18 protein-coding genes and 1 tRNA gene are annotated in these 25,899 nt (G+C 73.6%); 9 read left to right on the plus strand and 10 right to left on the minus strand.

The window, feature by feature from the left end:
* Positions 1 to 6: 6 nt before the first annotated feature.
* From ACIGZJ_RS24055 to ACIGZJ_RS24075, 5 genes are all read right to left on the minus strand, one after another.
* On the minus strand, positions 7 to 786 hold the full coding sequence (locus ACIGZJ_RS24055) for a TrmH family RNA methyltransferase (protein ID WP_396459152.1): 780 nt from the start codon (positions 784 to 786) through the stop codon (positions 7 to 9).
* 64 nt (positions 787 to 850) lie between these two features.
* On the minus strand, positions 851 to 2,989 hold the full coding sequence (locus tag ACIGZJ_RS24060) for an FUSC family protein (protein ID WP_396459153.1): 2,139 nt from the start codon (positions 2,987 to 2,989) through the stop codon (positions 851 to 853).
* Positions 2,990 to 2,999: 10 nt separating this feature from the next.
* Positions 3,000 to 4,316 carry an HTTM domain-containing protein gene (locus ACIGZJ_RS24065; RefSeq protein ID WP_396459154.1) on the minus strand — a complete coding sequence of 439 codons (1,317 nt, stop codon included), beginning with the start codon at positions 4,314 to 4,316 and terminating at the stop codon, positions 3,000 to 3,002.
* A complete protein-coding gene (locus tag ACIGZJ_RS24070) occupies positions 4,313 to 4,972 on the minus strand; it encodes a DUF5819 family protein (RefSeq protein ID WP_396459155.1) in 660 nt (219 codons plus the stop codon). Before ACIGZJ_RS24070 ends, ACIGZJ_RS24065 begins: the two co-directional genes overlap by 4 nt.
* Positions 4,973 to 5,099: 127 nt before the next feature.
* Positions 5,100 to 6,263 (minus strand): rhodanese-like domain-containing protein, encoded by a 1,164-nt coding sequence (locus ACIGZJ_RS24075; RefSeq protein ID WP_396459156.1) that lies wholly within the window; start codon positions 6,261 to 6,263, stop codon positions 5,100 to 5,102.
* A 278-nt stretch (positions 6,264 to 6,541) separates the two neighbouring features.
* Here ACIGZJ_RS24075 and ACIGZJ_RS24080 point away from each other — a divergent pair, with 278 nt between their 5' ends.
* The gene (locus tag ACIGZJ_RS24080) at positions 6,542 to 9,403 is read left to right on the plus strand and encodes a SpoIIE family protein phosphatase (RefSeq protein ID WP_396459157.1); all 2,862 of its coding nucleotides are present in this window, start codon (positions 6,542 to 6,544) and stop codon (positions 9,401 to 9,403) included.
* A gap of 21 nt (positions 9,404 to 9,424) precedes the next feature.
* On the opposite strand, the gene ACIGZJ_RS24085 is transcribed toward ACIGZJ_RS24080, so the two are convergent.
* Together ACIGZJ_RS24085 and ACIGZJ_RS24090 are read right to left on the minus strand one after the other, a co-directional pair.
* Complete coding sequence (locus ACIGZJ_RS24085) at positions 9,425 to 10,201, minus strand: hypothetical protein (protein ID WP_396459158.1); 777 nt, start codon at positions 10,199 to 10,201, stop codon at positions 9,425 to 9,427.
* A 208-nt stretch (positions 10,202 to 10,409) separates the two neighbouring features.
* On the minus strand, positions 10,410 to 12,239 hold the full coding sequence (locus ACIGZJ_RS24090) for a phosphatidylglycerol lysyltransferase domain-containing protein (RefSeq protein ID WP_396459159.1): 1,830 nt from the start codon (positions 12,237 to 12,239) through the stop codon (positions 10,410 to 10,412).
* 369 nt (positions 12,240 to 12,608) lie between these two features.
* Between ACIGZJ_RS24090 and ACIGZJ_RS24095 the strand changes: the two genes are divergently transcribed.
* A complete protein-coding gene (locus ACIGZJ_RS24095; protein WP_396459177.1) occupies positions 12,609 to 13,262 on the plus strand; it encodes a response regulator in 654 nt (217 codons plus the stop codon).
* A complete protein-coding gene (locus ACIGZJ_RS24100) occupies positions 13,259 to 14,404 on the plus strand; it encodes a sensor histidine kinase (RefSeq protein ID WP_396459160.1) in 1,146 nt (381 codons plus the stop codon). The genes ACIGZJ_RS24095 and ACIGZJ_RS24100 overlap by 4 nt, the downstream gene beginning before the upstream one ends.
* A gap of 90 nt (positions 14,405 to 14,494) precedes the next feature.
* Here the strand turns inward: ACIGZJ_RS24100 and ACIGZJ_RS24105 are convergent.
* Positions 14,495 to 14,578: transfer RNA gene (locus ACIGZJ_RS24105), tRNA-Leu, on the minus strand.
* Between the two features lie 417 nt (positions 14,579 to 14,995).
* On the opposite strand from ACIGZJ_RS24105, the gene ACIGZJ_RS24110 reads away from it, so the two are divergent.
* The 6 genes from ACIGZJ_RS24110 (at position 14,996) to pknB (ending at position 23,603) form a co-directional block, all read left to right on the plus strand.
* The gene (locus tag ACIGZJ_RS24110) at positions 14,996 to 15,886 is read left to right on the plus strand and encodes an FhaA domain-containing protein (protein WP_396459161.1); all 891 of its coding nucleotides are present in this window, start codon (positions 14,996 to 14,998) and stop codon (positions 15,884 to 15,886) included.
* Between the two features lie 46 nt (positions 15,887 to 15,932).
* Entirely contained in the window at positions 15,933 to 16,463 is a 531-nt protein-coding gene (locus ACIGZJ_RS24115; protein WP_392930240.1) for an FHA domain-containing protein, read from the plus strand.
* Positions 16,464 to 16,516: 53 nt separating this feature from the next.
* Positions 16,517 to 18,187, plus strand: a complete 1,671-nt coding sequence (locus ACIGZJ_RS24120; RefSeq protein ID WP_396459162.1) for a PP2C family protein-serine/threonine phosphatase — start codon at positions 16,517 to 16,519, stop codon at positions 18,185 to 18,187.
* 172 nt (positions 18,188 to 18,359) lie between these two features.
* Positions 18,360 to 19,736 (plus strand): FtsW/RodA/SpoVE family cell cycle protein, encoded by a 1,377-nt coding sequence (locus tag ACIGZJ_RS24125; RefSeq protein WP_396459178.1) that lies wholly within the window; start codon positions 18,360 to 18,362, stop codon positions 19,734 to 19,736.
* Positions 19,733 to 21,190, plus strand: a complete 1,458-nt coding sequence (locus ACIGZJ_RS24130) for a peptidoglycan D,D-transpeptidase FtsI family protein (RefSeq protein ID WP_392930245.1) — start codon at positions 19,733 to 19,735, stop codon at positions 21,188 to 21,190. Before ACIGZJ_RS24125 ends, ACIGZJ_RS24130 begins: the two co-directional genes overlap by 4 nt.
* Positions 21,191 to 21,452: 262 nt before the next feature.
* Positions 21,453 to 23,603 (plus strand): Stk1 family PASTA domain-containing Ser/Thr kinase, encoded by a 2,151-nt coding sequence (gene pknB / locus ACIGZJ_RS24135; protein ID WP_396459163.1) that lies wholly within the window; start codon positions 21,453 to 21,455, stop codon positions 23,601 to 23,603.
* Between the two features lie 191 nt (positions 23,604 to 23,794).
* On the opposite strand, the gene ACIGZJ_RS24140 is transcribed toward pknB, so the two are convergent.
* On the minus strand, positions 23,795 to 24,634 hold the full coding sequence (locus ACIGZJ_RS24140) for a class E sortase (RefSeq protein ID WP_396459164.1): 840 nt from the start codon (positions 24,632 to 24,634) through the stop codon (positions 23,795 to 23,797).
* 136 nt (positions 24,635 to 24,770) lie between these two features.
* Entirely contained in the window at positions 24,771 to 25,895 is a 1,125-nt protein-coding gene (locus ACIGZJ_RS24145; RefSeq protein ID WP_396459165.1) for a class E sortase, read from the minus strand.
* Between the last annotated feature and the right edge of the window lie 4 nt (positions 25,896 to 25,899).

The following is a 25,899-nucleotide window of genomic DNA, read 5'->3' on the forward strand; positions in this document are numbered from 1 at the left end:
TCCGACTCAGCGCCCGCCCGGCAGGGGAGCACCGGGCGGGCGCCGGGACATCCAGTGGAACAGCCCCATCGCCACACTGGTCGCCAGGTTGAAGCTGGACACCCCGGGCTGCATCGGCACCGCCAGCAGCCGGTCGGCACGGCCCTTCAGCTCCGCCGAGACCCCGTGCCGCTCGGTGCCGAAGGCCAGCAGCGCGTCGTCCGGGACGGTGACCGTCCGGATGTCCTCGCCCTCCGGGTCCAGCACGAACAGCGGCCCGGCCGGCAGCTCCGACGGCTCCAGCCGCTCCACCGCGGTGGCGAAGTGCAGGCCCGCGCTGCCCCGGAGCACGGCGGGGTGCCAGGGGTCGAGGTCCCCGGTGGTCACCACCCCGGCGGCGCCGAAGCCGGCCGCCAGCCGGATCACCGCACCGACGTTGCCCAGGTTGCGGGGGTTCTCCAGCAGCACGACGGGGGCCTGCCGCCCGGCCCCGGCCAGCGCCGCCCGGTTGGCCTCGGCGGTCGGCCGGGTGGCCAGCGCGGCCACCCCGGTCGGGTGCAGCCTGGGCACCAGCGCCTTCAGCGCCGCCTCGGGCAGCTCGGCCGCCAGGCCGTCCAACGCCGGTCCCACGTCCGCGGCCAACTCCTGTGCGAGCGCCCGCAGCGCGGCCCGGTCGGCGGTCAGCACCTGCCGGACGTCCCCGCCGAAGCGCAGCGCGTGCTTCAGCGCGTGGAACCCGTCCAACAGCACCGTCCCGGGCTCCTGGGCACCCGCGCGCCAGGCCCGCACCAGCTGATCGTCACTCATGCCGTTCACTCTGCCACCCCCTGCCCCGGGCTCACCGGGCCGCCCGGCGGCCGCGGCCCCGGGCTCACCGGGCGTCCTCCCGTTCGCGCTGCCCGCCGACCGTGCCGCCGCCGCGCAGCGCACGCTCCAGGTCCTTCAGCGCCTGGAGCAGCAGCCGGGTGCCGGCCTGCACGACGTCCCGGTGCACCCCGGCCGGGGCCTCGGCCAGCCGCCGCTCCAGCTCCGTCTGGGCCTCCCGGAGCGCGCCGAACTCCACCGCGCCGCCGGTCAGCAGCGCGGCCGCCGCCAGCGCCGTGCCCAGCCGCAGCTCCTCGGCGAACTCGGCGGCGCCGGGGACGGCTTCGGCGTCGGCCGCGGGCAGGTGCGCCTCCAGCAGCACGGCGGCCCGCCCGAGGTGGCCGACCGCCGCCCGGGCCCGGTCGATCTGGCGGCGGCTCACCCCGGGCAGCCCGGAGGAGTGCCGGCCCGGCTCGGCGTCCGCCCGCTGCATCGCCTGGAGCAGTTCGGAGCGGGCCTCCCGGGAGTCCAGCAGCGCCGAGCGCACCTCCTGCCCGCGCGGCGTCCCCGGGTGCCCGTAGCCGTCCAGCACGGCGGCCGCGTACCGCCCGGCGGCGGCCAGCCACTCGGCCAGCCGCTCCCCGAGCCGGGCGGTCTGCCAGGTCGGGAACAGCGCGTAGACGAAGAGTGCGACCGAGCCGCCGAGCAGCGTCAGCCCGACCCGCTCCACCGCGGTGACCAGCGGGTTCCCGGCCTGGAGGCCGAGCAGGAAGACGACGTACGAGGAGACGCAGGCCGTCATCAGCGCATAGCCGGTGCGCAGTGTGAGGTAGGCCCCGCCGATGCAGAGCACCGCGAGCGCGGCCAGCACCTGGTCGCCCGGGTCGGCGAGCTGCACCACCAGGGTGGAGACGGCGACGCCGACCATCGTCCCGGCCAGCCGGGCCACCCCGCGGCTGTAGGTCTGGGCGAAGTCCGGGCGCATCACCATCGCGGCGGTCATCGGCGCCCAGTAGCCGTGCTCGAAGCCGGCCAGCCGGGCCAGGAGGTACGCGACCGTGATCACGCCGGTGAGCCGGACGGCGTGCTGGAAGATCGCCGAGCGCGGTTGGAGCTGTCGGCGCACGGCGCGCGCGGCGACCGGCAGCATCCGGGACAGCGGCGGCTTGTGCAGCGCCCCGCCCGCGCCGACCACCGGGGTGCTGATGGTGTCCTCGTCGCCGCGCTCCAGGGCGTCGGCGGCCTTGCGCAGCAGCCCGGCCAGCCGCCGGGTGGCCCGCCGGGCGGCGCCCTGCAACTGCGGGCCCTCGGTCGGGGTGGCCAGGGTGAGCGCGGGCGCGGAGCGGGGCAGGCGCAGCGGGTCGCCGGTGCGCACGGCCCGCGCCAATGCGTCCATCGCCTCGGCGGCGGCGGCCAGCACGGCCCGGGCGCGGTCGCGTTCCGGGCCCTCCGCGGGGGCGCCGACCTTGGGGTCGGCGATCGCGGCCAGGGTGGGGCGGATGCGTTCGGCGATGCCGCGCAGACCGCGCAGCTCGGCCGGCCGGTGGCGGTCCTGCCAGGGGGTCAGCGCGGCGGCGTGGCGGGCCGTCATGAACGGGGCCGGGTCGACGTGCGCGGTCGGGTCCTGGCGCAGCCGCCGCGCGTAGTCGGCGAGTTCGGCGTAGGTGTCGGCGAGGGCCTCGCGCTGGGCGGCCCAGCTGCCGATCGGCCAGAGCGTGATGACCAGCGCCTGGGCGGCGCCGCCGAGCGCGCAGACCAGCCCGTGGCCGAGCGCGGTGAGGGCGCTGACGGGCAGTTGGACGACGATCAGCATCACCGCGAGGGTGTTGGCCGCGACCACCCCGGCGGTCGGCCCGATCGACCAGGCCAGGCCTGCCCCGAAGGCCCAGGCCGCCAGCAGCACCGGGAAGCCGCCTGGCACGCCGACGGCCAGGTAGCCGAGGAAGGTGCTGGTGCCGAGCCCGATCCCGGCCGCCACCGCGAGCGTGGCCCGCGGCCGGAAGCTGCGCTGGAAGGTCGCGGTGCCGGCGATGAAGGCGCCCATCGCGGCCGAGGTGGCGAGCGCGGGCCCGCCCAGCGCCAGGGTCGGGAAGAGCACCAGCGCGACGGCGACGGCCCCGCGGACGGCCCGCTTGGGGTCGGTGAGCGTCCGGTCCAGGGTCAGTCCGGTCCGTGCGGTGTCACGGAGTGCGGCGAACCAGGACATAACGGTCAGCTTAGGGGAGCGGCGCCTTCCGGGAGCGGATCCGCCCGACGCGCGCCCCGAGCCAGCACAGCGCGGCGGTCGGCAGGAAGACCGCGTCCGCCGCGATCATCGCCAGCGAGAAGACCGGCAGCCCGAGCAGCACCGCGATCCCCAGGTGCTCGGCCATCATCACCGCCAGCAGCACGTTCTTGACCCGCCGGCTGATCAGCGTGAACGGGAACGCCACCTGCACGATCACCGTGCCGTAGGAGATCAGGAAGACCGGTAGCAGCGCCGAGCCGACCAGCGCGGAGAGCCCCGGCCAGGGGGTGAAGTAGTCCAGGTGCAGCGGGTAGTAGAGCGCGGTGCCGTCCTGCCAGCGCGAGCCCTGCACCTTGTACCAGCCGGCCGTGGCGTAGATCAGCACCACCTCGGTGGCGATCACCAGCATCGCGCAGTTGTGCACCATGTTCGCCAGCGCGTCCAGCACCGCCCGCACTTCGCCGTCCGGCCGCCACCGCCCGAGCGCCCACCAGACCCCGGCCACCGCCCACAGGCCCCAGAACAGCGGCCCCCAGCCGACGTACGGGAAGGCCGTCGCCGTCCAGGCCAGGCTCCCGCCGGAGAAGTCCCCGAGGCCGCAGACCAGCAGCACCGCACCAAGCCCGGCCCAGAGCGCCACCCCGGACCGGCCCGGTCCGGGCCGACGGGCGTCCAGCGACCAGACCGCGGCGCAGCGGGTGAAGACCAGGTACACCGCCATCAGGTGGACGACGTTGTCCCCGCCGTCGCCGAGGAAGACGTTGCGGTTCTGCACCGACAGCACGGTGACCAGGAACAGCACCGTGGCCGCCCTGGTCCGCCAGCCGAGCAGGACCGCCACGGCCGCCAGCACCGCCAGGTGGTAGACCAGCTCGAACCAGAGCCGCCCGCCGAACCAGGGCAGCACGGTCAGCGCCCCGTTGTCGGCGAGCAGCTGCTCGGCCAGGTCCAGCGACCAGGGCGAGCGGTCGCCGTAGAGCAGCCGCCGGTTGGGCCACTCCCGCAGCAGGTAGGCCAGCCAGACCAGGCCGAAGCCGATCCGCACCACCGCCGCCTGGTAGGGGCCCAGCGCCCGCCCGGTGAACGCGGCGAACGCGCGGGCGAACAGCTCGCCCGGGCCGGGGCCGCGGTCCGCCCGGGCCGGCTCCGGTCCGGGCGGGGCCGGCTGCCGGGGGATCCCGTCCAGCAGCCGCTGCCCGGACACCTCCCCGGGCACCGGCACCGGCACCGGCACCGACGACCACTCCGACCCGCGGTCGGACGCCTGGTCCGGCGTCTGGTCCGGCGCCGGCGACACCTCGTTCACCCGAGCCCCCGGTAGTCCTCGTCGTTCACCGGCCACCACGGCAGCTCCCGCACCCGGGGCGCGGGCGGCGGGCTCTCCCCGCTCCAGTCCGGCGGCGGGACGGTACCGGTGGTCACCCGGAACTGGATCTCCAGGATCCGCCCGCCCTCGGCGGTACGGCCGATCCGCTGCAGCGCGATCCGCTTGAGGTACTGCTCGGCGAGCCTGCCGCGCCCGTTGGTCAGCGACTCGTCCTGTGCGCTGTGCGAGCCGTCGTAGAAGTCCCAGGCCCGCCGCAGCAGGTTCTGGTCGGCGTGGCTGGGCGCCGGGTTGCCCCGTATCGAGGCGATGTCCTGCGCGGTGAGGCCGCTCCAGTCGAGGGTGCGGGTGGCCCCGCCGTCGGCGACGGTCCGCACCCGGGCGTCCAGCGCGACGTTCTGCTGCAGCGGGTTGGGCGCGAACAGCTTCCAGTTCTGCTCGAACTCCGGGTACACCAGGCCGTCGACCTCGTCCCGGTACTCCCGGGAGAGCGAGTTGGCCGGCGCGACGTGCAGGAAGACCGCGCCGAGGAACAGCCCGGTGGCGCAGAGCAGGGCCGCCGAGGCCAGGCAGAGCACGGCCAGCGCGGGTGTGGACCAGGTCCGCCCGTCCGGCGGCGCGTCCGTGCTCTCCGCCATGCGCTCCCCCGGGGTCGGGCGCCGCCCGTCCGGCTCCGGCGCGGTCGCGCCCATCCTGCCCTACCGGCCCCCGTCGGTGGAGCCGGGCCGGCACGGCATTCCCGGAGTGCCCGCGGCCTGGCGAACGTCAGAGGACGAAGGCGTCCTGGCCGCCGCTGGCGGCCATCGGACGGCCCGCGTCCTTCCAGGCGTACATGCCGCCGTCCACGTTGACCGCGTCCCGGCCCTGCTGGACCAGGTACTGGACGACCTGCGCGGAGCGCCCGCCGACCCGGCAGAGCACGTACAGCGTGCCCTCCTCGGGCAGCTCGCCCAGCCGCGCGACGACCTCGCCGATCGGGATGTGCAGGGCGCCCTCCACGTGGCCGGCGTCCCATTCGTCCTGCTCGCGGACGTCCAGCAGGGCGGCGTCGACCGGCACGGAGGCGGCGTCGGTGGTGGGGATCTGCGCGAACATCGTCTGGTTCTCCTGGGGTTCGGTCTGGGCTCCGCCATTGTCCCCCACCGGCCCGCCGCCGAGCAGCCGCTCCAGCTCGGTCTGCTGCGCGGCGGCCTTGGCGAGCAGCTGTTCGGCCAGCTCCTCCAACAGGCGGTCCGGGTCCTGCGGGGCGAGGGCCAACAGCTGGCCCATCGCGGTGTTCTCCAGCCGGACCTGCTCGGTGGCGGTCTCGGCGATCTTGGCGTTGAGCCACTCCAGCCGCCGGCGCAGCCAGCCGAGCCGGTCGGGGGAGTCCTCGGCGGGCGCGGCCTCGGGCGCGGTGGACCACTCGCCGGCCAGCCGCTCCAGCGCGGCGGTGTCGCCGTACGCGTACGCCTCGTTGACCCGGGCGATGAAGACGGCCCGGCGCTGCTGCTCGGCCCCGTCGGTGGTCAGGTCCGGGTGCGCGCGGCGGACCAGCTCGCGGTAGAGCCGCTGGGCCTCCCGGCCGGGCCTGACCTTGGCGGGCGCGGCCGGCGGCGGGGCGGCGTCCTGCTCCTGGACTCTGTCGAACAGCGCGTCCAGGTCCGGCAGCTCGTCCACCCGCTGCCGCGCCTCGGCGGCCCGCCGGCGGTCCTCCGGGTGCCCGGTCCGGGCGGCCACCGTCTCGGCGACCAGGGCGTCCAGCTCGTCCAGCCGGGCGTACAGCGGGCCGAGCAGCTGATGGTGGATCAGGGCGAAGTTGTCGATCTCGACCCGCAGGGTCTGCATGTCGACGTCCATCGTGAGCCAGGCGAGTTCGGCGGCGGCGACCCGCTCCTCCAGCTCCTGCTGCTCCGGGTCCGTCCAGCGGACGGGGCTCTGCGCGCTCACTTCTCGCCTCTGTCTCGTCCTGCCGTTCCCCTGCTGCGGACCGGCCCCGCGGGGCGGCCCGGCCTGCCACCCTACCCCCGCGCGCAGTGCTCCGACGGGGTGGACGGGGAGTGCGCAGCGGCGCACGCCGTGTGACACGCAACTGATATGGATGAATCTCCCCGTTTCGCTATCAAGCCCCGCCCTCTCCGTGCTTCGCTGGTATCCGCACAGCGTGCCTTCCTCCACAGAAACGGCCGCCTCCAGGCGTGGCGGCCAGGCGGGAGCAGACCGAATCCATGGCGGACGAGCCCAACTCCACACCGCTTCCAGTCGGCCCCTCGACGGGGTACGGCGCCGGGCCCGCGCCGGGTGACCAGCCGTCAGGCGTGGTCGCCCTGGTGCGGCTCGCCCTCGTCCTGGTGGACGGCGCAGGGCGGATCGCCCAGTGGAGCAGGGCCGCCGAGGAGCTGTTCGGGCACCGCGCCGAGGTCGCCCACGACCGCCCCGCGTCCGGACTGCTGCCCGCCGTCGAGCCACGGAGCATCCCCGGGCCGGCCGCCGCCGCCCGCCGCCGCTGCGACGCACTGGACACCCTGGCCGGGCTCACGGCCGCCACCGGCGGCTGGGCCGGGCAGATGCCCGTGGTCGACCGCGAGGAGCACCTGCGCGACGTGCTCTGGTGGGCCTACCCGGTGCCCGGCCCGAACGGCGGCCTGCTGGCGCTGGCCGCCGACGCCCGCCCGCTGCGCTCCACCGGCCCCCGGCTCGCCCTGGGCGAGCGGCTGCTGCCGTTCGCGGCCGCGCCCGCCGCCCGGGGCGGCTTCCACCGGCTCTCCGCCGCCCTGACCCCGCCCGGCCGCCCGGTACCGGAGCCGCTCGCCCGGCTGCTGCCGACCGGCGCCGGCCACCGGGCCGCCCTGCTGAGCGGGCTCGACCGGGGCGGCCTGCCCGCCCTGCGGCTGGACGCGAGCACCGTGCTGCCCGTCCTGCCCCTCGACGCCCAGCCGGGGACGGCCCACGCCGCCGCCGGGCTCGGCCGCCGCTACCCCACCGCCCAGCAGCGCGCCGCGCGGCTCGGCCCGCCGCCCCAGCCCGAGCAGTCCGCCCCCGGCCGCCGCTCCGCGGGCCCGCTGCCCGGCCAGCGCGAGGCGGCGGACCGGCCCGCCCACCCGGCCGCGCAGCCCGCCGGCGCCGTGAGCGGCGCGTCGGCGAGCGCCGGTCCGTCCGTCCCGGCCCCGCCCAGAGGAGGCGCCACCATCGAGCAGGCCGCCGTCGAGCCGTCCGCCAACGGCCACCAGACCCGCCGGGCCGACGCCGCCCCCAGCACCGGCCCGAGCAGCGCCCCGCCGGCCGACCGGCCCGCCGTCCCGGCCCCCGGGGGCACCCCGTCCGCCTTCGGGCGCGAAGTCGGCACACCCCAGGGCGCCACACCCCAGGTCGGCTCACCGCAGGTCGGCCGGTTCGGCCCGTTCGTCACCAACGGCCAGGCCGGCGAGCAGCTGGCCCTGCTGAACGAGGTCGGCGGCAAGGTCGGCACCACCCTGGACCTCGGCTTCACGGCCCACGAGCTCTGCCGGGTGCTGGTCCCCCGGGTCGCCGACTTCGCCTGCGTCGACCTGCTGGACGGCCTGATCTCCGACTCCGAGCTGCCCGCGGCCCGCCCCGACGACGACACCATGCTCCGCCGGGTCGCGCTGGCCTCCAACGAGTCCGCCGGCGAGTGGGACCACGTGCTCCCCGAGGGGGCCCTGGTCGCCATGCCCCGCCGCACCCCGCCGGGGATGGCCCTGCAGCAGAACCAGCCGGTGCTGGTCCCGGTGGTCAGCGAGGACGTCGCCGTCGACTACGCCGCCGCCCTCGGCGGCGCCCGGCTCGCCACCGTGGTCTCCGGCCGCTCGATGCTGGTGGTGCCGCTCTCCGCCCGCGGCACCGTGCTCGGCATCCTGAAGCTGCTGCGGCTGCCCGACCGCGCCCCCTTCGACGAGGGCGACGCCGCCACCCTCAAGGAGCTGGCCGCCCGCGCCGCGCTCTCGCTGGACAACGCCCGGCTGCACCGCGCCGAGGCCCGGGTCGCCACCACCCTGCAGCGCTCGATGATCCCGACCCGCCCGCCGCAGATCCCCGGCGTGCAGATCGCCCACCGCTACCTCCCGGGCGACTCCAGGGCCGAGGTCGGCGGCGACTGGTTCGACGCGATCCAGCTGCCCGGCAGCCGGGTCGCCCTGGTGGTCGGCGACGTGATGGGCCACGGTCTGCACTCCGCCGCCGCGATGGGCCGCTTCCGCACCGCGATGCAGACCCTCGCCGCGCTGGACCTCCCGCCCGGCCAGCTGCTGCGCCACCTGGACAACCTGGCCCACAAGCTCGGCGACGACCATCTCGCCACCTGCCTGTACGCGGTCTACGACCCGATCAACCGGACGTGCGAGCTGGCCAGCGCCGGCCACGTCCCGCCGGTACTGGTCCACCCGGACGGCTCCGGCGAGCTGCTGGAGATCCCGGCCGGCGCGCCGATCGGCGTCGGCGGGGTGCCGTTCGTCGCCAAGACCATCGACGTCTCGGACGGCTCGATGCTGGTGCTCTGCACCGACGGACTGGTCGAGGTCAGGGGCGGCGACATAGGAGCGGGCCTGGCCGCGCTCTGCGGCAACCTGATCGACCCGCAGCGCAGCCCCGAGGAGGCCTGCGACGTGGTGCTGGAGCGGCTGCACTCGGACGACCGCAAGGACGACGTCGCCCTGCTGGTGGCCCGCTTCGACGGGGTCGCCCCGACCGAGGTCGCCACCTGGGACCTCACCGTCGACCACCGCGAGGTCCGCCGGGCCCGCGCGCTGGTCCGCGAGCAGCTGGCCGGCTGGCACCTGGAGGCGCTCGCGGACACCACCGAGCTCCTGGTCAGCGAGCTGGTGACGAACGCCGTCCGGGTCGCCCGGGACCGGGTCCAGCTCCAGCTGATCCGGGTGGACAAGCTGCTGGTCGAGGTCAGCGACGACAACCACAACCTGCCGTCCCTGGAGCCCGCCGAGCAGCTCGGCGAGACCGGCCGGGGCCTGACCCTGGTCACCAAGCTCGCCGAGCGCTGGGGCACCGCCCGCAAGGCCGTCGGCAAGGTGGTCTGGTTCGAACTCCCGCTGCCCCCGAAGGCGCCCGGCGCCTGACCACAGGCGCCGGGCGGCGGCTCAGGGGATCGCCGCCCCCGCGGAGGTCCGGCGCCGGGCCTCCGCCGCGACCTCCTTCGAGGCCGCGGCGGCCACCGAGGTCGCGGCGACGACCCCGGCCAGCACCCGCGGCCAGAGGTCCCCGAACACCTCCACCGAGACGGCGATCAGCAGCGCGGTGATCACCGCGACCACGTGCTCCAGACCCGCCAGGTTCGGCAGCACGACCGCCTCGCCGACCATCAGCACCACCACCAGGCCGCCGGTGAACCAGGCCCGGCAGCGGAACGCGATGCAGATCGCCAGCGCCACCACCGCGGCCGAGGGCCCGGTGTCCCGCACGTACGCGACCCACCTCGGGAAGCCGAACATGTGGTCCGGCCCGATCGCCACCCCGACCCGGGCGAACAGCGTCCCCGCCAGGGTGCAGGCGTAGGCGACCACCAGGGTCAGCCGCCGGCCGAGCACGATCTCGGCGAGCCCGAAGACCACGAACACCTGGGCCAGCGCCCCCCAGACCGGCAGGTCCAGCGCCGGCACGTACAACGACAGCGGCGTGCGCATCAGCGACACGTCCAGCGGCAGCGCGGCCTTCACCACCCCGATGTGGGTGACGAGGCGCTCCCCGCCCGGCAGGTGCTGCACGATGCTGAACAGCAGAATCAGACAGGTCGCCGTGGTGGCGAGCGGAACGGCCGCGAACCTCTTGCGCAGCACCTGCTCGCGAACCGTTCCGAACAGCGTCCCCCACTCGGCGACAGCGGCCGCTCCGGCAATAGCCAGCGGCCCCTTTCGCACGCCCCCCGCGTGGGTCCTGTGAATCACAACCGTCTCTCCAAATCCCCGAAGCCGCGAAACGCCTTCCCGACTACCCCAACATTAGAAGCCGATTAATGAATCCACATCGGCATAAAAGCCGGAACGGAGTCATCCTCTGGGGGGAGAGAACACCCCGAGACACCCCCATCCGGACCCCCCCGGTCTCCTCCGCCCCCCGGCGGAGGAACTACCCCTTCCCATCCCGTGCCGCCGTCGGCACCCGGGGCGCCGCGACGGCGGGCCCGGAGTGTCGGCGACGGAACAGGGCGGGCAGGCTCGGCGCGGTGATGAAGCCCTCGGCACGGGCGCTGGCGATGCCGATCCGCGGAATCTCACTGCTCTTCTCGAAGAGCAGATACCGCGGCTCCCAGATCGGCCGGTACTTGGCGTTGGCCCGGTACAGCGATTCGATCTGCCACCAGCGCGAGAAGAAGCCGAGCACGGAGCGCCACAGCCGCAGCACCGGTCCGGCACCCAGCCGCGAGCCGCGCTCGAAAACCGAGCGGAACATCGCGAAGTTCAGCGAGACCCGGGCCAGACCGACCTCCTCCGCACGCTGCAGGAGTTCGATCACCATGAACTCCATCAGGCCGTTCTCGGTGTCCCGGGCCCGGCGCATCAGGTCCAGCGAGAGCCCGTCCGCACCCCACGGCACGAAGCTCAGCAGCGCCTTCAGCTCGCCGTCCCCGTCATGGCACTCCAGCATCACGCAGCGCCCGTCCCCCGGGTCGCCCAGCCGGCCGAGCGCCATCGAGAAGCCGCGCTCGGTGGCACCGTCGCGCCACTGGTCGGCCTTGGCCACCAGCTCGCCCATCTCGCACTCGGGGATGTCCTGGTGGCGCCGGATCCGCACGGTGTACCCGGCCCGCTTGACCCGGTTGTACGCCTGCCGCACCACCCGCATCGCCCGGCCGTCGAGCGAGAACTCGTCCAGCTCGACGATCGCCTCGTCGCCCAGCTCCAGCGCGTCCAGCCCGTGCCGGGCGTAGATCACCCCGGCCTCCTCGGAGGCGCCCATCACGGCCGGCGCCCAGGCGTGCTCCCTGGCCTCGGACAGCCAGGCGTCGATCGCCCCCGGCCAGGCCTCCGGGTCCCCGATCGGGTCGCCCGAGGCCAGCGAGACACCGCCGACCACCCGGTAGGTCACCGCCGCCTTGCCGCTGGGGGAGAAGACCACCGCCTTGTCCCGGCGCAGCGCGAAGTAGCCCAGCGAGTCCCGCTCGCCCTGCTTGTCCAGCAGCCCGCGCAGCCGCTCCTCGTCCTCCGGGTTCAGCAGCTCCTTGTCCTTCGGGCTGCGGAACGCCACGTAGAGCACCAGCAGGAAGAGCACCGCGCCCATCGCGTTGATGAAGGCGTTCACCCAGGTCGGCGCCGAGATCACCGAGCGCAGGTGCTCGGACGGCGTGATCGTGATCATCCGGCCGACCGAGTAGCGGAAGAGGTCCCAGAAGTCGGCGCCCTTGAGGCTGTTGTTCATCCAGACCAGCAGCGCCCCCACGCCGCCGCCGAACAGCAGCCCGGCCACGAAGGCCGCCGCCGCGGTCTTCGGGTTGGAGCGGTCGCCCTTGGAGGTGAACTCCTTCCGCCCGACCAGCAGCGCCAGCACGAACAGGCAGGTCAGCACGGTGGAGAAGTAGTTCAGCGGGTGGTGGCTGAAATGCTCGCCGGGCAGCACCATCGCGAGCAGGTAGAGCGTCGCGAACAGCCCGGCCAGCGCCAGGTTGAAGATCCACGCGGCCCGCTTGCGCCGCCGCATCGCGATCGCCAGGAAGATCGACAGCACCGCGCTGGCAAGGCCGGCCGTCATCAGGTACGGGGTGAAGTACTCGCCCTCGTTGTGCGTCTGCACCTGGTCCCGGAACGGCACCAGCAGGACCGTCGCGAGGTTCAGCAGCGCCAGCAGCCGCAGGTACCAGACGGTGGACGCGGCGGCCCTGGGGCGCCAGCGCTCGAGCGGCGAAACGGGCCGGGGCCCGGCGGGCGCGGCGGACGGCTCCGACTTCACAGTGGACGACACAGCTCAATTCCAAACGATCAGATGGTGGGGCGCATCCGCACACGGCCCGGCGCCGGGCGCCCGCACGGGCCCGACGGACTGACCAGCGACCCTCGCCACGGCCGGAAAACCGGCGAAGGGCCAGCCAAATCAATGGTTCCCCACCCCGGGTGAGAATTGCGTGAACCCGGTAGCCGATTCCGACCCCCGCCGAACGGCGGGGGTGCTGCGGCGACCGCCCGTTCGGCCTGGCGAACCCGCTGCCCACCGGGCCCGGCGGCGCCGCGCAGGCGGGAGTTTGACGACAGGCCCTAGTCTCGAATCCACCCATGTGGAGCGGCCGGACCCGGCCGTTCGAACCGAGGAGGGACCATCACCAGCACCCGCGTGTTGATCGTCGACGACGAGATCCTGGTCCGCTCCGGCCTCGGCCTCATCGTCGGCTCCGCCCACGACCTGGAGGTGGTCGGCGACTGCTCCGGGGGCCAGGCCGAGGACGCCGTCCACCGTCTGCGCCCGCACGTGGTGCTGCTCGACATCCGGATGCCCGACCTGGACGGCATCTCGGTGCTGCGCCGGATCCGCGCGCTCCCCGACCCTCCCGCCGTGGCGATGCTCACCACCTTCGACACCGACGAGTACATCGGCACCGCCCTGCGGGCCGGCGCCGCGGGCTTCCTGCTCAAGGACACCGCCCCGGAACAGCTGGTGCACGCCGTCCGGGTGCTCGCGGCCGGCGGCAACATCCTCTCCCCCACCGTCACCCGCACCGTGATCGGCGGCTACGTGGACGGCGGCGGCCCGGACGCCGAGGCCGCCGCGCTGGCCCGCACCCTCACCGGCCGGGAGCTCGACGTGCTCGCGCTGCTCGGCGAGGGCCTGTCCAACGCGGAGATCGCCGACCGGCTCTTCCTCGGCACCGGCACCGTCAAGGACCACATCAGCGCGATCCTCGGAAAGCTGGGCGCCGCCAACCGGGTGCAGGCCGCGGTGGTCGCCCACCGGGCCGGCCTGGTCCGGCCCAAGCCCGGCAACGGGGCATGACCAGCGCCGACCTCGCCCCCGCACGACGGCTGCCGGCCTGGGCCACCGCCCCCTGGCTGATGCTGCTGCTGCCGGCCCTCTACTCCCTGGTGGACGCCGCGCTGGTGGCCAGGGACGCCCCCTGGTGGCAGGTGCTGCTCTCCGCCACGGCCGCCGTGGTGCTGCTCTGGCGCCGGCGCTTCCCGGTGACGGTGCTGCTGCTGACCATGCCCGGCAGCTACGTCGACGACATCTGGCTCGCCCCGATCACCGCCGTCTACACCGTCGCCGCCGAGCGCCCGACCCCCAGGGTGGTGGTGCCCTGCGCGACCCTGTTCGCGCTGGTCGAGTTCTTCCACTGGCCGCTCTCCGAGCAGAACTTCGAACCGAGCCGGGACACCGCGCTGTACGCGATCCAGTCGGTGATGCTGGCCGCCGGCCCGGCCGCCACCGGCCTGCTCTCCCGCACCCGCCGGGAGCTGGCCGCCCGGCTGGACGAGCTGACCCGCGGCCAGGAGCGCGAGAGCCGGCTGCTCGCCGAACGGGTGCTGGTCAACGAACGCGGCCGGCTCGCCCGGGAGATGCACGACGTGGTCTCCCACCAGGTCAGCCTGATCAGCATCCAGGCCGGGGCGCTCCAGGTGAGCACCGCCGACCCGGCCGCCGCGACCACCGCCCGCACCATCCGCGAGCTGTCCGTACGCACCCTCGACGAGCTGCGCCAGATGGTCGGCGTGCTCCGCGCCGCCGGACTGCGCCCGGACGCCCCGCTGGCCCCGCAGCCGCGGCTGGCCGACCTGCCCCGGCTGATCGAGGAGAGCGGCCTGGCCGCCGACAGCGAACTGGCCCCCGGCGACCGCCCCTGGCCGGAGGCCGTCGAACGGGCCGCCTACCGGACCGTCCAGGAGGCCCTCACCAACATCACCAAGTACGCGCCGGACGCCGCCGTCCACGTCCGGGTCCGCGCCACCGGCCGCCGGCTGCAGGTGGAGGTCCGCAACGAGGCGCCCCCGACCGTGCCGGCCGAGACACTGCCCGGCGGCGGCCACGGCCTGGTCGGCCTGCGCGAGCGCGCCCAGCTGCTCGGCGGCACCCTGACCGCGGAACCCACCCCGGACGGCGGCTTCAAGGTCCTCGCCGACCTCCCCGCCACCCGGGACTGACCGCGGCAGACAGCCCCCGTGGGGGCCCGGGCCCGGGAGTCGGGGCAACAAAAAAACCCCGCAGATCCGAAGATCTGCGGGGTTTCGCTGTGCGCGAGGGGGGAGTTGAACCCCCACGCCCTTTCGGGCACTGGAACCTGAATCCAGCGCGTCTGCCTATTCCGCCACCCGCGCATGGGTGTTTGTCGTAGATGCCAGCCGATCAACCGAACCACTCGCTACCATATGGCGTTCGCGGTTCTTCGATCCGGCCCCCTTGCGGGTGCCCCTTCCGACGTGGAAAACAGTAGCACGACCTGCGGGTCACCTCCGAATCCGTTTCCCGGGGAGGCCGAACGCATCCGAACGGCTGCCCGGCGAACAGGCGAGCGAGGGATGAGGGGCCCCGGGGACGGGTAGCCCTGGCATGCTGCCGCGGTCATGCGTCACCCTGTGTGTCCGAGCCCACCCCGGGCACCACACGGCCACGGGAACCGTACGGATGGCCCGGGCGTGGATACGATCAGTACGGAAGTACCGCAAGTAGGCGCGACCGGCTCCCCGGGATCCGGTCGGCAGGCAGGCGAACGAAACCCTGGAAGGGGGTGCCCCGTGGGAGTGCTGAAGAAGTTCGAGCAGCGACTCGAGGGTCTCGTCAACGGCACCTTCGCCAAGGTGTTCAAATCCGAGGTCCAGCCCGTGGAGATCGCCGGTGCGCTGCAGCGCGAGTGCGACAACAACGCGAGCATCTGGAACCGCGACCGCACCGTCGTGCCCAACGACTTCATCGTCGAGCTGAGCCCGCACGACCACGAGCGCCTGAGCCCCTACTCCGGCCAACTGGGCAGCGAGCTGGCCGGCATGGTCCGCGAGTACGCCGAGGCCCAGCGGTACAGCTTCATGGGCCCGCTCCAGGTGAACCTGGAGAAGGCCGACGACCTCGACACCGGCCTGTACCGGGTGCGCAGCCGCACCCTGGCGGCCGAGGAGCCCCAGCAGCAGGCGCCCCAGCAGGCCCCGCCGGCCCCGCACCAGCCCACCCAGGGCGGCGGTTACGGCCGCCCGCCGGCCGCCCAGGCCCCCGGCGCACCGTGGCAGCAGCCGAACGCCGGCGCGCCCTACGCGCCCCCGCCGCCGGCCGCGCCGCCCGCCGTGCCCCCCGGCCAGCCCGCCCCCGCCGGCGGCAACGTGCGCCCCTTCCCGGGCGCCGGCCACGGCACCTCCATGCGGCGCTGGATCGAGGTGAACGGCGCCCGCCACCAGATCACCGGGAACGCCTGCGTGCTCGGCCGCTCCACCGAGGCGGACGTGCGGATCGACGATCCCGGGGTCTCCCGCAAGCACGCCGAGATCCGGCCCGGCACCCCCTCGATGGTCCTCGACCTGGGGTCCACCAACGGCATCGTGGTGGACGGACAGCACACCCAGCGCGCTACGCTCCGCGACGGCTCGCGAATCGTCGTGGGCTCCACCACCATCGTCTACCGACAGGTCGAAGGGTAGTGTCCGATTTGTTCGCTCGCTTCGCTCACTCACGGGCGGGCCGGCCATGTCAGAACTGACCCTGACCGTCATGCGGCTGGGTTTCCTCGCCGTGCTGTGGCTGTTCGTCATCGTCGCGGTCCAGGTGATCCGCAGCGACCTGTTCGGGACCAGGGTGAATCCCCGGTCCTCCCGCCGCGGCGCTGCCGCGGCCGCCGCCGCCCCCGCACCCGCGGCCGGGCGCGCCCCGCAGCCGCAGGGCGCTCCGGCCACCCAGACCCAGGGCGGCGGGCGCCGCCGAGGCGCCCCCACCCAGCTGGTCGTGGTGCAGGGTTCACTGGCCGGTACCACCGTCGCGCTGCAGGGCCAGACCATCACCCTGGGCCGCGCGCACGACTCCACCATCGTGCTGGACGACGACTACGCGTCCTCCCGGCATGCCAGGATCTATCCGGATCAGACTGGGCAGTGGACGGTCGAGGATCTAGGCTCCACCAACGGCACCTATCTGGACCGGCAGCGCCTTACCGCGCCGACCCCGCTCCAGCCGGGCATGCCGATCCGTATCGGCAGGACCGTCATCGAACTGCGGAAGTAGTAGCGCATGAGGGACAGCATCCCGTCCATGACCCAGAGGGGGGCTCAGGTCGCATGACCCTGGTGCTGCGCTTCGCCGCCGGCTCCCACAAGGGACTGATCCGGGAGGGGAACGAGGATTCCGGCTATGCCGGGCCGCGGCTGCTGGCCGTGGCCGACGGCATGGGCGGCGCCGCGGCCGGCGAGGTCGCGTCCTCCGAGGTGCTCGGCTCGATCGTCCGCCTGGACGAGGACGTGCCGGGCGCCGACCTGCTGACCCTGCTCGGTGACGCCGTCCAGGGTGCCAACGACCGGCTTCGGCAGATGGTCGAGGAGGACCCGCAGCTGGAGGGCATGGGCTGCACCCTCACCGCGATGCTCTGGACCGGGCAGCGGATGGGCCTGGTGCACGTCGGCGACTCCCGTGCGTACCTGCTGCGCGACGGCGCGCTGGTGCAGATCACCCAGGACCACACCTGGGTGCAGCGGCTGGTCGACGAGGGCCGGATCACGCCCGAGGAGGCCGAGACCCACCCGCAGCGCTCGCTGCTGATGCGGGCGCTGGACGGCCGCGGCCAGGTCGAGCCCGACCTGTCGATCCGCGAGGTCCGGGCCGGCGACCGCTATCTGATCTGCTCCGACGGCCTCTCCGGCCCGGTCAGCCACCAGACCCTCCAGGACACCCTCGGGAGCTACTACTCCCCCGAGCAGACCGTGCAGGAGCTGATCCAGCTCGCGCTGCGCGGCGGCGGTCCGGACAACATCACCTGCATCGTGGCGGACGTCATCGACGTCGGCGCCACGGACACCCTGAGCGGCCAGTACAACGACGTCCCGGTGGTGGTCGGCGCGGTCGCCGAGACCCCGCCGTCCTCGGCCGCCGCCGACCAGTCGATCCGCGACACCCCGGCCGGCCGGGCGGCCGGCCTCGGGCGTGCCCCGCAGGGCGCCTTCGGCCCCCCCGAGGGCTACGAGGGCGGCTACCCGGGCGCCGCGCCGGGCGGTTTCGGCCCGGCCGAGGGCTACGACGGCTACGGCGCCGGCGAGCCGTCGGTGTACGGCACCGAGGAGTTCGACGACGAGGACCGGCCGAAGCGCAAGGGCAAGGCGCTGAAGCTCTCGATGGTGGCGCTGGTCACGCTGGGCCTGCTCGGCGGCGCCGGGTTCTTCGGCTACCAGTGGACCCAGGACCAGTACTACGTGGGCGTGGACGGCGACCACGTCGCGGTCTACCAGGGCATCAACCAGAGCCTGGCCGGCCTGAGCCTGTCCTCGGTGCACACCTCGTACAAGGACGTCGAACTCAAGTTCCTGCCGCAGGACCAGCGCACCCACGTCACCAACACCATCTCGGCCAGCAGCCTGGGCGACGCCGACGACAAGGTGAAGAAGCTCGGCGAGCAGGTCACGTTCTGCCGCAAGGTCTCGGACGCCAGGACGGCCGCGGCCAACCCGGCGGCGCCGGGCGGCCAGCCGGCGACCCAGCCCACCGTCGCGCCCGCCGGTGCGGTGACGCACGTCGGATTCCTCGCCGCCACCACCACGCCGAGCCCTGGCGCGAGCCTGCGGGGCCCGGCCGCGGCCGGGCCGACGTCCACCCCGACTCCGAGCCCGACCCCGACCGCCTCGCCGAGCACGGCCGCGCCCAGCCAGAGCGCCGCCGCCCCGGCCGCCGGTTCGCCGGGCGAGCTGCCGGGCCTGAGCGACGAGGAGCGGCAGCGGGCCGACTCCTGCCCCAAGCCGTGACGGCCGCGACCCGACATAGGGCCGCCCGTCGCGGGCCCGCCGGCCGTCAGGGAGCGGCCTCCACGTGAGCACCTTCGACCTGAGCAGCGGCCCGAACAGCCGGTCCGGCGACCAGCCGCCCACCGGTGTACCCGCCGACCGCGCCTCCTCCCGGCGCCGGGGCAACACCACCATCTCCCCGCAGGGCACGCCCAACCGGCGCAACACCGAGCTGGCCATGCTGGCCTTCGCGGTGGTGCTGCCGGTCCTCGCGTACGCCAACGTGGGCCTCGCCATGGACGGCACGCTGCCGACCGGCATGCTCGGCTACGGCCTCGGCATGGGGGCGCTCGCCCTGGTCGCGCACCTGCTGATGCGCCGCTTCGCGCCGTACGCGGACCCGCTGATGCTGCCGATCGCCACCCTGCTCAACGGGCTCGGCGTGGTGATGATCTGGCGGCTCGACAAGGCCGGGAAGCTGCTGCACAGCAACTACCCGGCGGCCGCCAACCAGTTGATGTGGTCGGCCCTCGGGGTCGCGTTCTTCATCGTGGTGATGGTCTTCCTGAAGGACCACCGGGTCCTCCAGCGCTACACGTACATCTCGATGGCGGCGGCCCTGGTGCTGCTCGCCGCACCGGCCTTCTTCCCGGAGCGCAAGGAGGACCTCGGCGCCAAGATCTGGATCCGGATGGGCGCCTTCTCGATCCAGCCCGGCGAGTTCGCCAAGATCATCCTGACCGTCTTCTTCGCCGGCTACCTGATGGTGAAGCGCGACGCCCTGGCCCTGGCCAGCCGCCGCTTCATGGGCCTGTACCTGCCGCGCGGCCGCGACCTCGGCCCCATCATCGTGATCTGGCTGCTCAGCCTGCTGATCCTGATCTTCGAGAACGACCTCGGCTCGTCCTTCCTGTACTTCGGCCTCTTCGTGGTGATGCTGTACGTCGCCACCGAGCGCACCAGCTGGATCGTCTTCGGTCTGCTGATGTCGGTGGGCGGCGCCGTCGCGGTCGCCTCCACCGCCAGCCACGTCAAGGTCCGGATCAACGCCTGGCTCGACCCGATGGCCGCGTTCGCGCCCAAGCCGCCGGTGGGCGCGACCGAGCAGATCGGCCAGTCGCTGATGGCGCTGGGCTCCGGCGGGGTGACCGGCTCCGGCCTCGGCCAGGGGCGCTCCTGGCTGATCGACTTCGCCGCCAAGAGCGACTTCATCCTCGGCTCCTTCGGCGAGGAGCTGGGCCTCACCGGCCTGATGGCGATCTTCATGCTCTACGCCCTGCTGATCCAGCGCGGCCTGCGCACCGCCGTCGCCGCCCGCGACCCGTTCGGCAAGCTCTTCGCCGTCGGCCTCTCCTCGGCGATGGCGCTGCAGGTCTTCGTGGTGGCCGGCGGCGTCACCGGCCTGATCCCGCTGACCGGTATGACCATGCCGTTCCTCGCCCAGGGCGGGTCCTCGGTGGTCGCCAACTGGGCCCTGGTCGCGATCCTGCTGAAGATCAGCGACAGTGCCCGCCGCCCGGGGGCGGAACCCGCTCCCGCCGCCGAGAACCAGGGGGGACAAGCCTCGTGAACAAGCCGATCCGCCGGGTCTCCATCTTCTGCCTCGTCCTGATCCTGGCCCTGATGGTGCGCACCAACTGGGTGCAGGGCGTCCAGGGCGAGGCCTGGGCCAACAACAAGAACAACAAGCGCCAGGTGTACGACCGGTACGCCCACCCGCGCGGCAACATCATCGTCGGCGGCCAGCCGGTCACCCAGTCCGACTTCGTGAACGGCCTGCGCTACAAGTACAAGCGCTCCTGGGTCGACGGCCCGATGTACGCACCGGTCACCGGGTACTCCTCGCAGTCCTTCGGCAGCAGCCAGCTGGAGCAGCTGGAGGACGGCATCCTGTCCGGCAGCGACGACCGGCTGTTCTTCCGCAACACCCTGGACATGCTGACCGGGGAGCCGAAGAAGGGCGGCGACGTGGTCACCACGATCAACGCCAAGGCCCAGAAGGCCGCGTGGGACGGCCTCGGCAACAAGAAGGGCGCGGCGGTCGCGATCGACCCGCGCACCGGCGCGATCCTCGCGCTGGTCTCCACCCCGTCCTACGACCCCGGCACCTTCGCCGGCGGCGACTCGGCCGACTCCAAGGCCTGGACGGACCTCAACGCGGACCCGAACAAGCCGATGCTCAACCGCGCGCTGCGCGAGACGTACCCGCCCGGCTCGACCTTCAAGCTGGTCACCGCGACCGCCGCGTTCGAGAACGGCCTGTTCCAGAACATCGACGACGCCACCACCACCCCCGAGCCGTACATCCTGCCGAACACCACGACGCAGCTGAAGAACGAGAGCCCCAACGAGCGCTGCGAGAACGCCACGCTCAAGTCCGGCATGGACCAGTCCTGCAACACGGTCTACGGCAAGATCGGCGTCGACCTGGGCAAGGACAAGCTGCGGGCGCAGGCCGAGAAGTTCGGCTTCAACAGCGCCGTGGACACCCCGGTCCGCTCCGAGAAGAGCGTCTACCCGAGCAACTCCAGCCCGGACGGCACCGCGATGGACGCGATCGGCCAGCACGACACCCGGGCCACCCCGCTGCAGATGGCCATGGTCTCGGCCGCCATCGCCAACAACGGCTCGCTGATGCAGCCCTACCTGGTCGACCAGGAGCGCTCCGCCTCGCTGACCACCATCTCCAAGCACACCGAGAAGCAGTTCTCCCAGCCGATGAGCCCGGCCACCTCCGCGAAGCTGCAGGAGATGATGGTGTCGGTGGTCGAGAACGGCACCGGCAAGAACGCCAAGATCCCGGGCCTGACGGTCGGCGGCAAGACCGGTACCGCACAGCACGGCGAGGACAACGCCGGGCTCCCCTTCGCCTGGTTCACCTCCTGGGCCAAGACCGCCGACGGCCAGTCGGTCGCGGTGGCGGTCGTGGTCGAGGACGGCTCCAACAACCGTGACGGCATCAGCGGCGGCCGGCTGGCCGCTCCGATCGCCAAGGCGGTGATGCAGGCCGCGCTCGGCAAGTAGGAGCCCGGCCGTCGCGAGTGAGTGGAATGTCACGATCGGCACCCCCGTCCGGATACCGGTCTGATATCGGCCTACGGTCGACTCGGGTCCGACGTGGTGCGACCGGTAGCGTATCCGCAGCAGCGGGTGTACCCGTTGCCGCCCGCGAGGCGCCTCACGACCCGGTTCGCAGAACCATCCGGGGCCCGGACGGCGTCCCTCAGAGCGTGCGGGGACACCTACGTCACAACCTCACCGGCGGGTGAGGGAGAGGGTCGGAACTATGGAAGAGCCTCGTCGCCTAGGCGGCAGGTACGAGCTCGGCGGCGTCCTCGGACGCGGCGGCATGGCCGAGGTGTACCTCGCCCATGACACCCGGCTCGGCCGTTCCGTCGCAGTGAAGACGCTCCGGGCCGACATGGCCCGGGATCCGTCGTTCCAGGCCCGCTTCCGCCGTGAGGCACAGTCCGCGGCGTCGCTGAACCACCCCGCCATCGTCGCCGTGTACGACACCGGCGAGGACTACATCGACGGCATCTCCATCCCGTACATCGTGATGGAGTACGTCGAGGGGTCCACCCTGCGCGAGCTGCTGCACTCCGGCCGCCGGCTGCTGCCGGAGCGCGCGCTGGAGATGACCATCGGCATCCTCCAGGCCCTGGAGTACTCGCACCGGGCCGGCATCGTGCACCGCGACATCAAGCCCGCGAACGTGATGCTGACCCGGCAGGGCAACGTCAAGGTCATGGACTTCGGCATCGCCCGCGCGATGGGCGACGCCGGGATGACCATGACGCAGACCTCCGCCGTCATCGGCACCGCCCAGTACCTCTCGCCGGAGCAGGCCAAGGGCGAGCAGGTCGACGCCCGGTCCGACCTCTACTCCACCGGCTGCCTGCTGTACGAGCTGCTGACCGTCCGGCCGCCGTTCGTCGGCGACTCCCCGGTCGCGGTGGCCTACCAGCACGTCCGGGAGGAGGCGCAGCCGCCGTCCGTCTTCGACCCCGAGGTGCGGCCCGAGGTCGACGCGATCGTGCTGAAGGCGCTCGCCAAGGACCGCGACTACCGCTACCAGAGCGCCGACGAGATGCGCGACGACATCGAGCGCTTCCTCGACGGCCTTCCGGTGGCCGCCGCCCAGCAGGCCGCCGCGTACGGCATGGGCGCCGGCGCCGGGTACGGCTACGACCAGAACGGCTACCCGCAGCACGACCCGTACGGCCAGACCAACATGCTGCCGCAGCAGCCCGGCGGCGGGCCGACCACGGTCCTGCCGCAGGCCTCCGCGCAGCCCGGCTACGGCCAGCAGGCCGGCTACCCGGACAACGGCTACGGCCAGAACTACCAGGGTGCCCCGGGCGGCGGCAACGACGGCTACGACGACGGCTACGGCCGGGGCGGCGGCCGGCGCGGCGAGGAGCCGCCGAAGAAGAGCAACACCTCCTGGATCGTGCTGGCCGTCGCGGCCGTGCTGGTCCTGGTCGGCACCTTCTTCGTGGCCCAGGCGATGTTCGGCGGCAAGGACCAGGGCAAGAAGGAGGCCGCCAAGGTCACCGCGCCCAACCTGGTCGGCAAGACCCTCGCCGAGGCCAAGAGCCTGGCCGCCGCGGCCGGTCCCAAGCTGGTGGTGACCGAGGGCGAGAAGATCGCCTGCCCGGACACCGCCGTCAAGAAGGACCAGGTCTGCACCCAGAACCCGGCGGCCGCCGGCCCGATCGCCGAGACCGCCACCATCACGGTGCAGCTCTCCTCCGGCCCGGCCAAGACGAGCGTGCCGAACGTGGTGGGCAAGACCAAGGAGGCGGCGACGAAGGCGCTCGCCGACGCGGGCTTCACCAATGTCGTCCCCGAGTACAAGGACGACGACAACGTCCCGGTGGAGCAGGTCATCTCCCAGGACCCGGCGGGCGGCGCCCCCGGCGACCCGACGGCCACGGTCAAGCTGTTCGTCTCCCAGGGCAAGGCCAAGGTCGCGGTCCCCAACGTGGTCGGCCAGCAGAAGGAGGCCGCGCAGGCCGCGCTGGAGGGCGCCGGCTTCCAGGTCGACGCCTCGAAGACCACGCAGACCACCGACCCGACCAAGGTCAACACCGTCGCCTCGCAGTCGCTCCCGGCGAACAGCAAGGCCCCGACCAACTCGAAGGTCGTCCTGACCGTCTTCAAGGCGCCGGACAAGGCCCAGGTCCCGCCGCTGCAGAACGTCCCACTGAAGGACGCCATCAAGCAGCTGCAGGCGCTCAGTCTGGGCTACACCGTCATGGTGGGCCCGCAGGACCCGAACGCCATCGTGATGTCCTCGATGCCGGGGGCCGGCACCCTGGTCGACCCGAACACCTCGATCAGCCTGATCACCAAGGCGGCCGAGCCGACCAAAGGGCCCGATACCCCCACCAATCCCACACCCTCCAACACCAAAGGGGGGGACCACCCCTAAGCCCTGGTTCCCCTGGTTCTGAGGTGAACCCGAGGGGCCCGTCGCAACCGGTGCACACCGGCCCGCGACGGGCCCCTCGGGCGTTCTCCGCGGCTTTCCCGGCCCTGCCCCGGCCGGGGCCCCCGGTAGCCGCCCACGGCCGCTCAGGACGCCTTCCGGGCCTCCCGGGCGGCCCGGGCGGCCCGGGGGGGTCAGCCGTGCCGCAGCTCGGGCGGCAGGGTCCGTTGGGCGTCCACCGGGTCGGCCCGGACGAGGCTTCCCCAGACCGCCATCCGGTAGCGCGAGGTGTAGACCGGCGTACAGGTCGTCAGGGTGATGTACCGCCCGGGGGCCTGGTAGCCGGAGCCCTTCGGGACGGGCGCGACGATGCCGGTGTCGTACTTGGAGGTCTCCGGCAGGGTGCTGTCGACCCGGTAGACGTACCAGGTGTCCTTGGTCTCCACCACGACCGCGTCGCCCTTGTGGACGGCGTCGAGGTCGTGGAACTTCGCTCCGTGGCCGTCCCGGTGGGCGGCCAGCGCGAAGTTGCCGCTCGCGTCCCAGGGCATCGCGGCGCGGTACGGCTGCTCGTACACCCCGGCGACGCCCTCGGCCAGGGTGGCGGTGTCGGTGCCCATCCGGATCAGCACCTGGAAGTCCCGGCCCATCGCCGGGACGTGCAGGAAGCCGACGGCCTCACCGGTCGCGAGGGGCGGGGGCACCGCGGTGGGCGAGGCGGGCGCGGGCGACCCGGCGGCCGGGGCGGGTACCGGGATCGGGACGGGAGCGACCGCAGGGGTGCTGGGGGCGGTCGCCCAGGCGTCGCGCAGGCGGTCCGCGGCCTGGGCCGCGGAGCGGTCCGCCAGGACGTCCGTCCACCAGAGCGAGTAGGCGACGAACAGCCCGAGCACCAGGCCGAGGGTGATCAGCAGCTCGCCGAAGAGGCCGAGCGCGGCCAGTGCCCGGCCCCGGCCCCGGCGGCGGGCGGGCGGGGGCGGCGGAAAGGCCTCCTCCGCCGGGTCGCCGGACTGCGCACCACTCACCTGGGTCACCTGTTCTCCCCGTCTGCCTGGACGCCTCCACCGGACGGCGGGCGTCCCCCGTCGCCAGGACCGGTCCGGTCGATCTTGACGGATCGACCGTGCCGGGTCCACGACCCGGGTCCGCGCACCGAGGCGCGGACCGGTCCTAGCCGACCGTGAGGCCGGGCGGCTTGCCCTGGCTGCGCGGCCGCTCCTCGGTCATCTTGCCAAAGAGGATCAGCCGGGCCTTGGAACTGAACTCCGGAGTGCAGGTGGTCAGGGTGATGTACCGGCCGGCCTGGTTGTACCCCGAGCCGCTGGGGACGGGCTTGATCACGCTGACGTTCGACGGCGGGGTCTCCGGGATCCCGCCGGTGATCTCGTAGGTGTAGTAGGCGGTCGCCGTCTCCACCACGATCTTGTCGCCCTTGGTCAGCTGGTTGATGTGCCGGAACGGCTCGCCGTGGGTGTTGCGGTGCGCGGCCAGCGCGAAGTTGCCCGCCTTGTCGGCCGGCATCCCGGTGCCGCTGTAGTGGCCCACCAGGCCCTTGTCGAGCACCGCCGGCTTGGAGGTGCCCTCGGCGATCGGGAACTTCAGGCCGAGCTTCGGCAGATGGATGATCGCGAAGCCCTTGCCCGGCTCGAACACCTCCGGCTTGGGCGGGCCGGGAGCGGGTGCGCCGGGCGCGGCGGCGGGCGCCGGCTGGGCCGCGTCGAACTGGTGCTCAAGCTGGTTGCGGGCGCCGTCGGCGGCGGCGTCGGCCTGCACGTTCGTCCACCAGAGCTGGTAGGAGACGAAGAGCAGCATCACCAGGCCCAGCGTTATGCACAGCTCGCCGACCATCCGGGCGGCCACCACGAACAGCGACTCCTTGGGGCGTGCCGCGGCCCCGGCCGCCGCCCTGCCGCCCGCCCGCCGGCGCCCGTTGCCGGAGCGCACCGCCATCCGCCCCTGCGCGGCGCGGCGGCGCTCGGCCCGCCCGCCGGTCGGCGGCGCGTCCTCGCGCAGCTGCGGCAAGCGCAGCTGAAGCGTCTGGTCGGCCAGCCAGGGGTACTCGGGCGGCTGCGGGTCGGCCGGCCCGGGCGGCGCGGCCGGGTCGTAGACGCCCCAGCCGTCCTCGGCCGTGCCGCTCTCCCCGGAGTGGGCCTGCTGCCCCGGGTACGGCTGGTAGTGCTGCCCGCCGTACTGCTCGGCGTGCTGTGCGGCGGGCTGCCCGCCGCGGCCGTGCGGATCGCCCCCGTACTGGTCCGCCCCCGGCTGGTAACGCCCCTCCGGGCGCACCGCGGTCACGCGC

The sequence above is a fragment of the Kitasatospora sp. NPDC052868 genome (assembly GCF_044547105.1).
Lineage (GTDB): Bacteria > Actinomycetota > Actinomycetes > Streptomycetales > Streptomycetaceae > Kitasatospora.

What these genes read in the sequence shown, in the direction of transcription:
- pknB (WP_396459163.1), top strand. Translation starts at nt 21,453, where the DNA reads ATGGAAGAGCCTCGTCGCCTAGGCGGCAGGTACGAGCTCGGCGGCGTC.
- ACIGZJ_RS24060 (WP_396459153.1), bottom strand. Translation starts at nt 2,989, where the DNA reads ATGTCCTGGTTCGCCGCACTCCGTGACACCGCACGGACCGGACTGACC.
- ACIGZJ_RS24080 (WP_396459157.1), top strand. Translation starts at nt 6,542, where the DNA reads ATGGCGGACGAGCCCAACTCCACACCGCTTCCAGTCGGCCCCTCGACG.
- ACIGZJ_RS24100 (WP_396459160.1), top strand. Translation starts at nt 13,259, where the DNA reads ATGACCAGCGCCGACCTCGCCCCCGCACGACGGCTGCCGGCCTGGGCC.
- ACIGZJ_RS24115 (WP_392930240.1), top strand. Translation starts at nt 15,933, where the DNA reads ATGTCAGAACTGACCCTGACCGTCATGCGGCTGGGTTTCCTCGCCGTG.
- ACIGZJ_RS24070 (WP_396459155.1), bottom strand. Translation starts at nt 4,972, where the DNA reads ATGGCGGAGAGCACGGACGCGCCGCCGGACGGGCGGACCTGGTCCACA.
- ACIGZJ_RS24055 (WP_396459152.1), bottom strand. Translation starts at nt 786, where the DNA reads ATGAGTGACGATCAGCTGGTGCGGGCCTGGCGCGCGGGTGCCCAGGAG.
- ACIGZJ_RS24120 (WP_396459162.1), top strand. Translation starts at nt 16,517, where the DNA reads ATGACCCTGGTGCTGCGCTTCGCCGCCGGCTCCCACAAGGGACTGATC.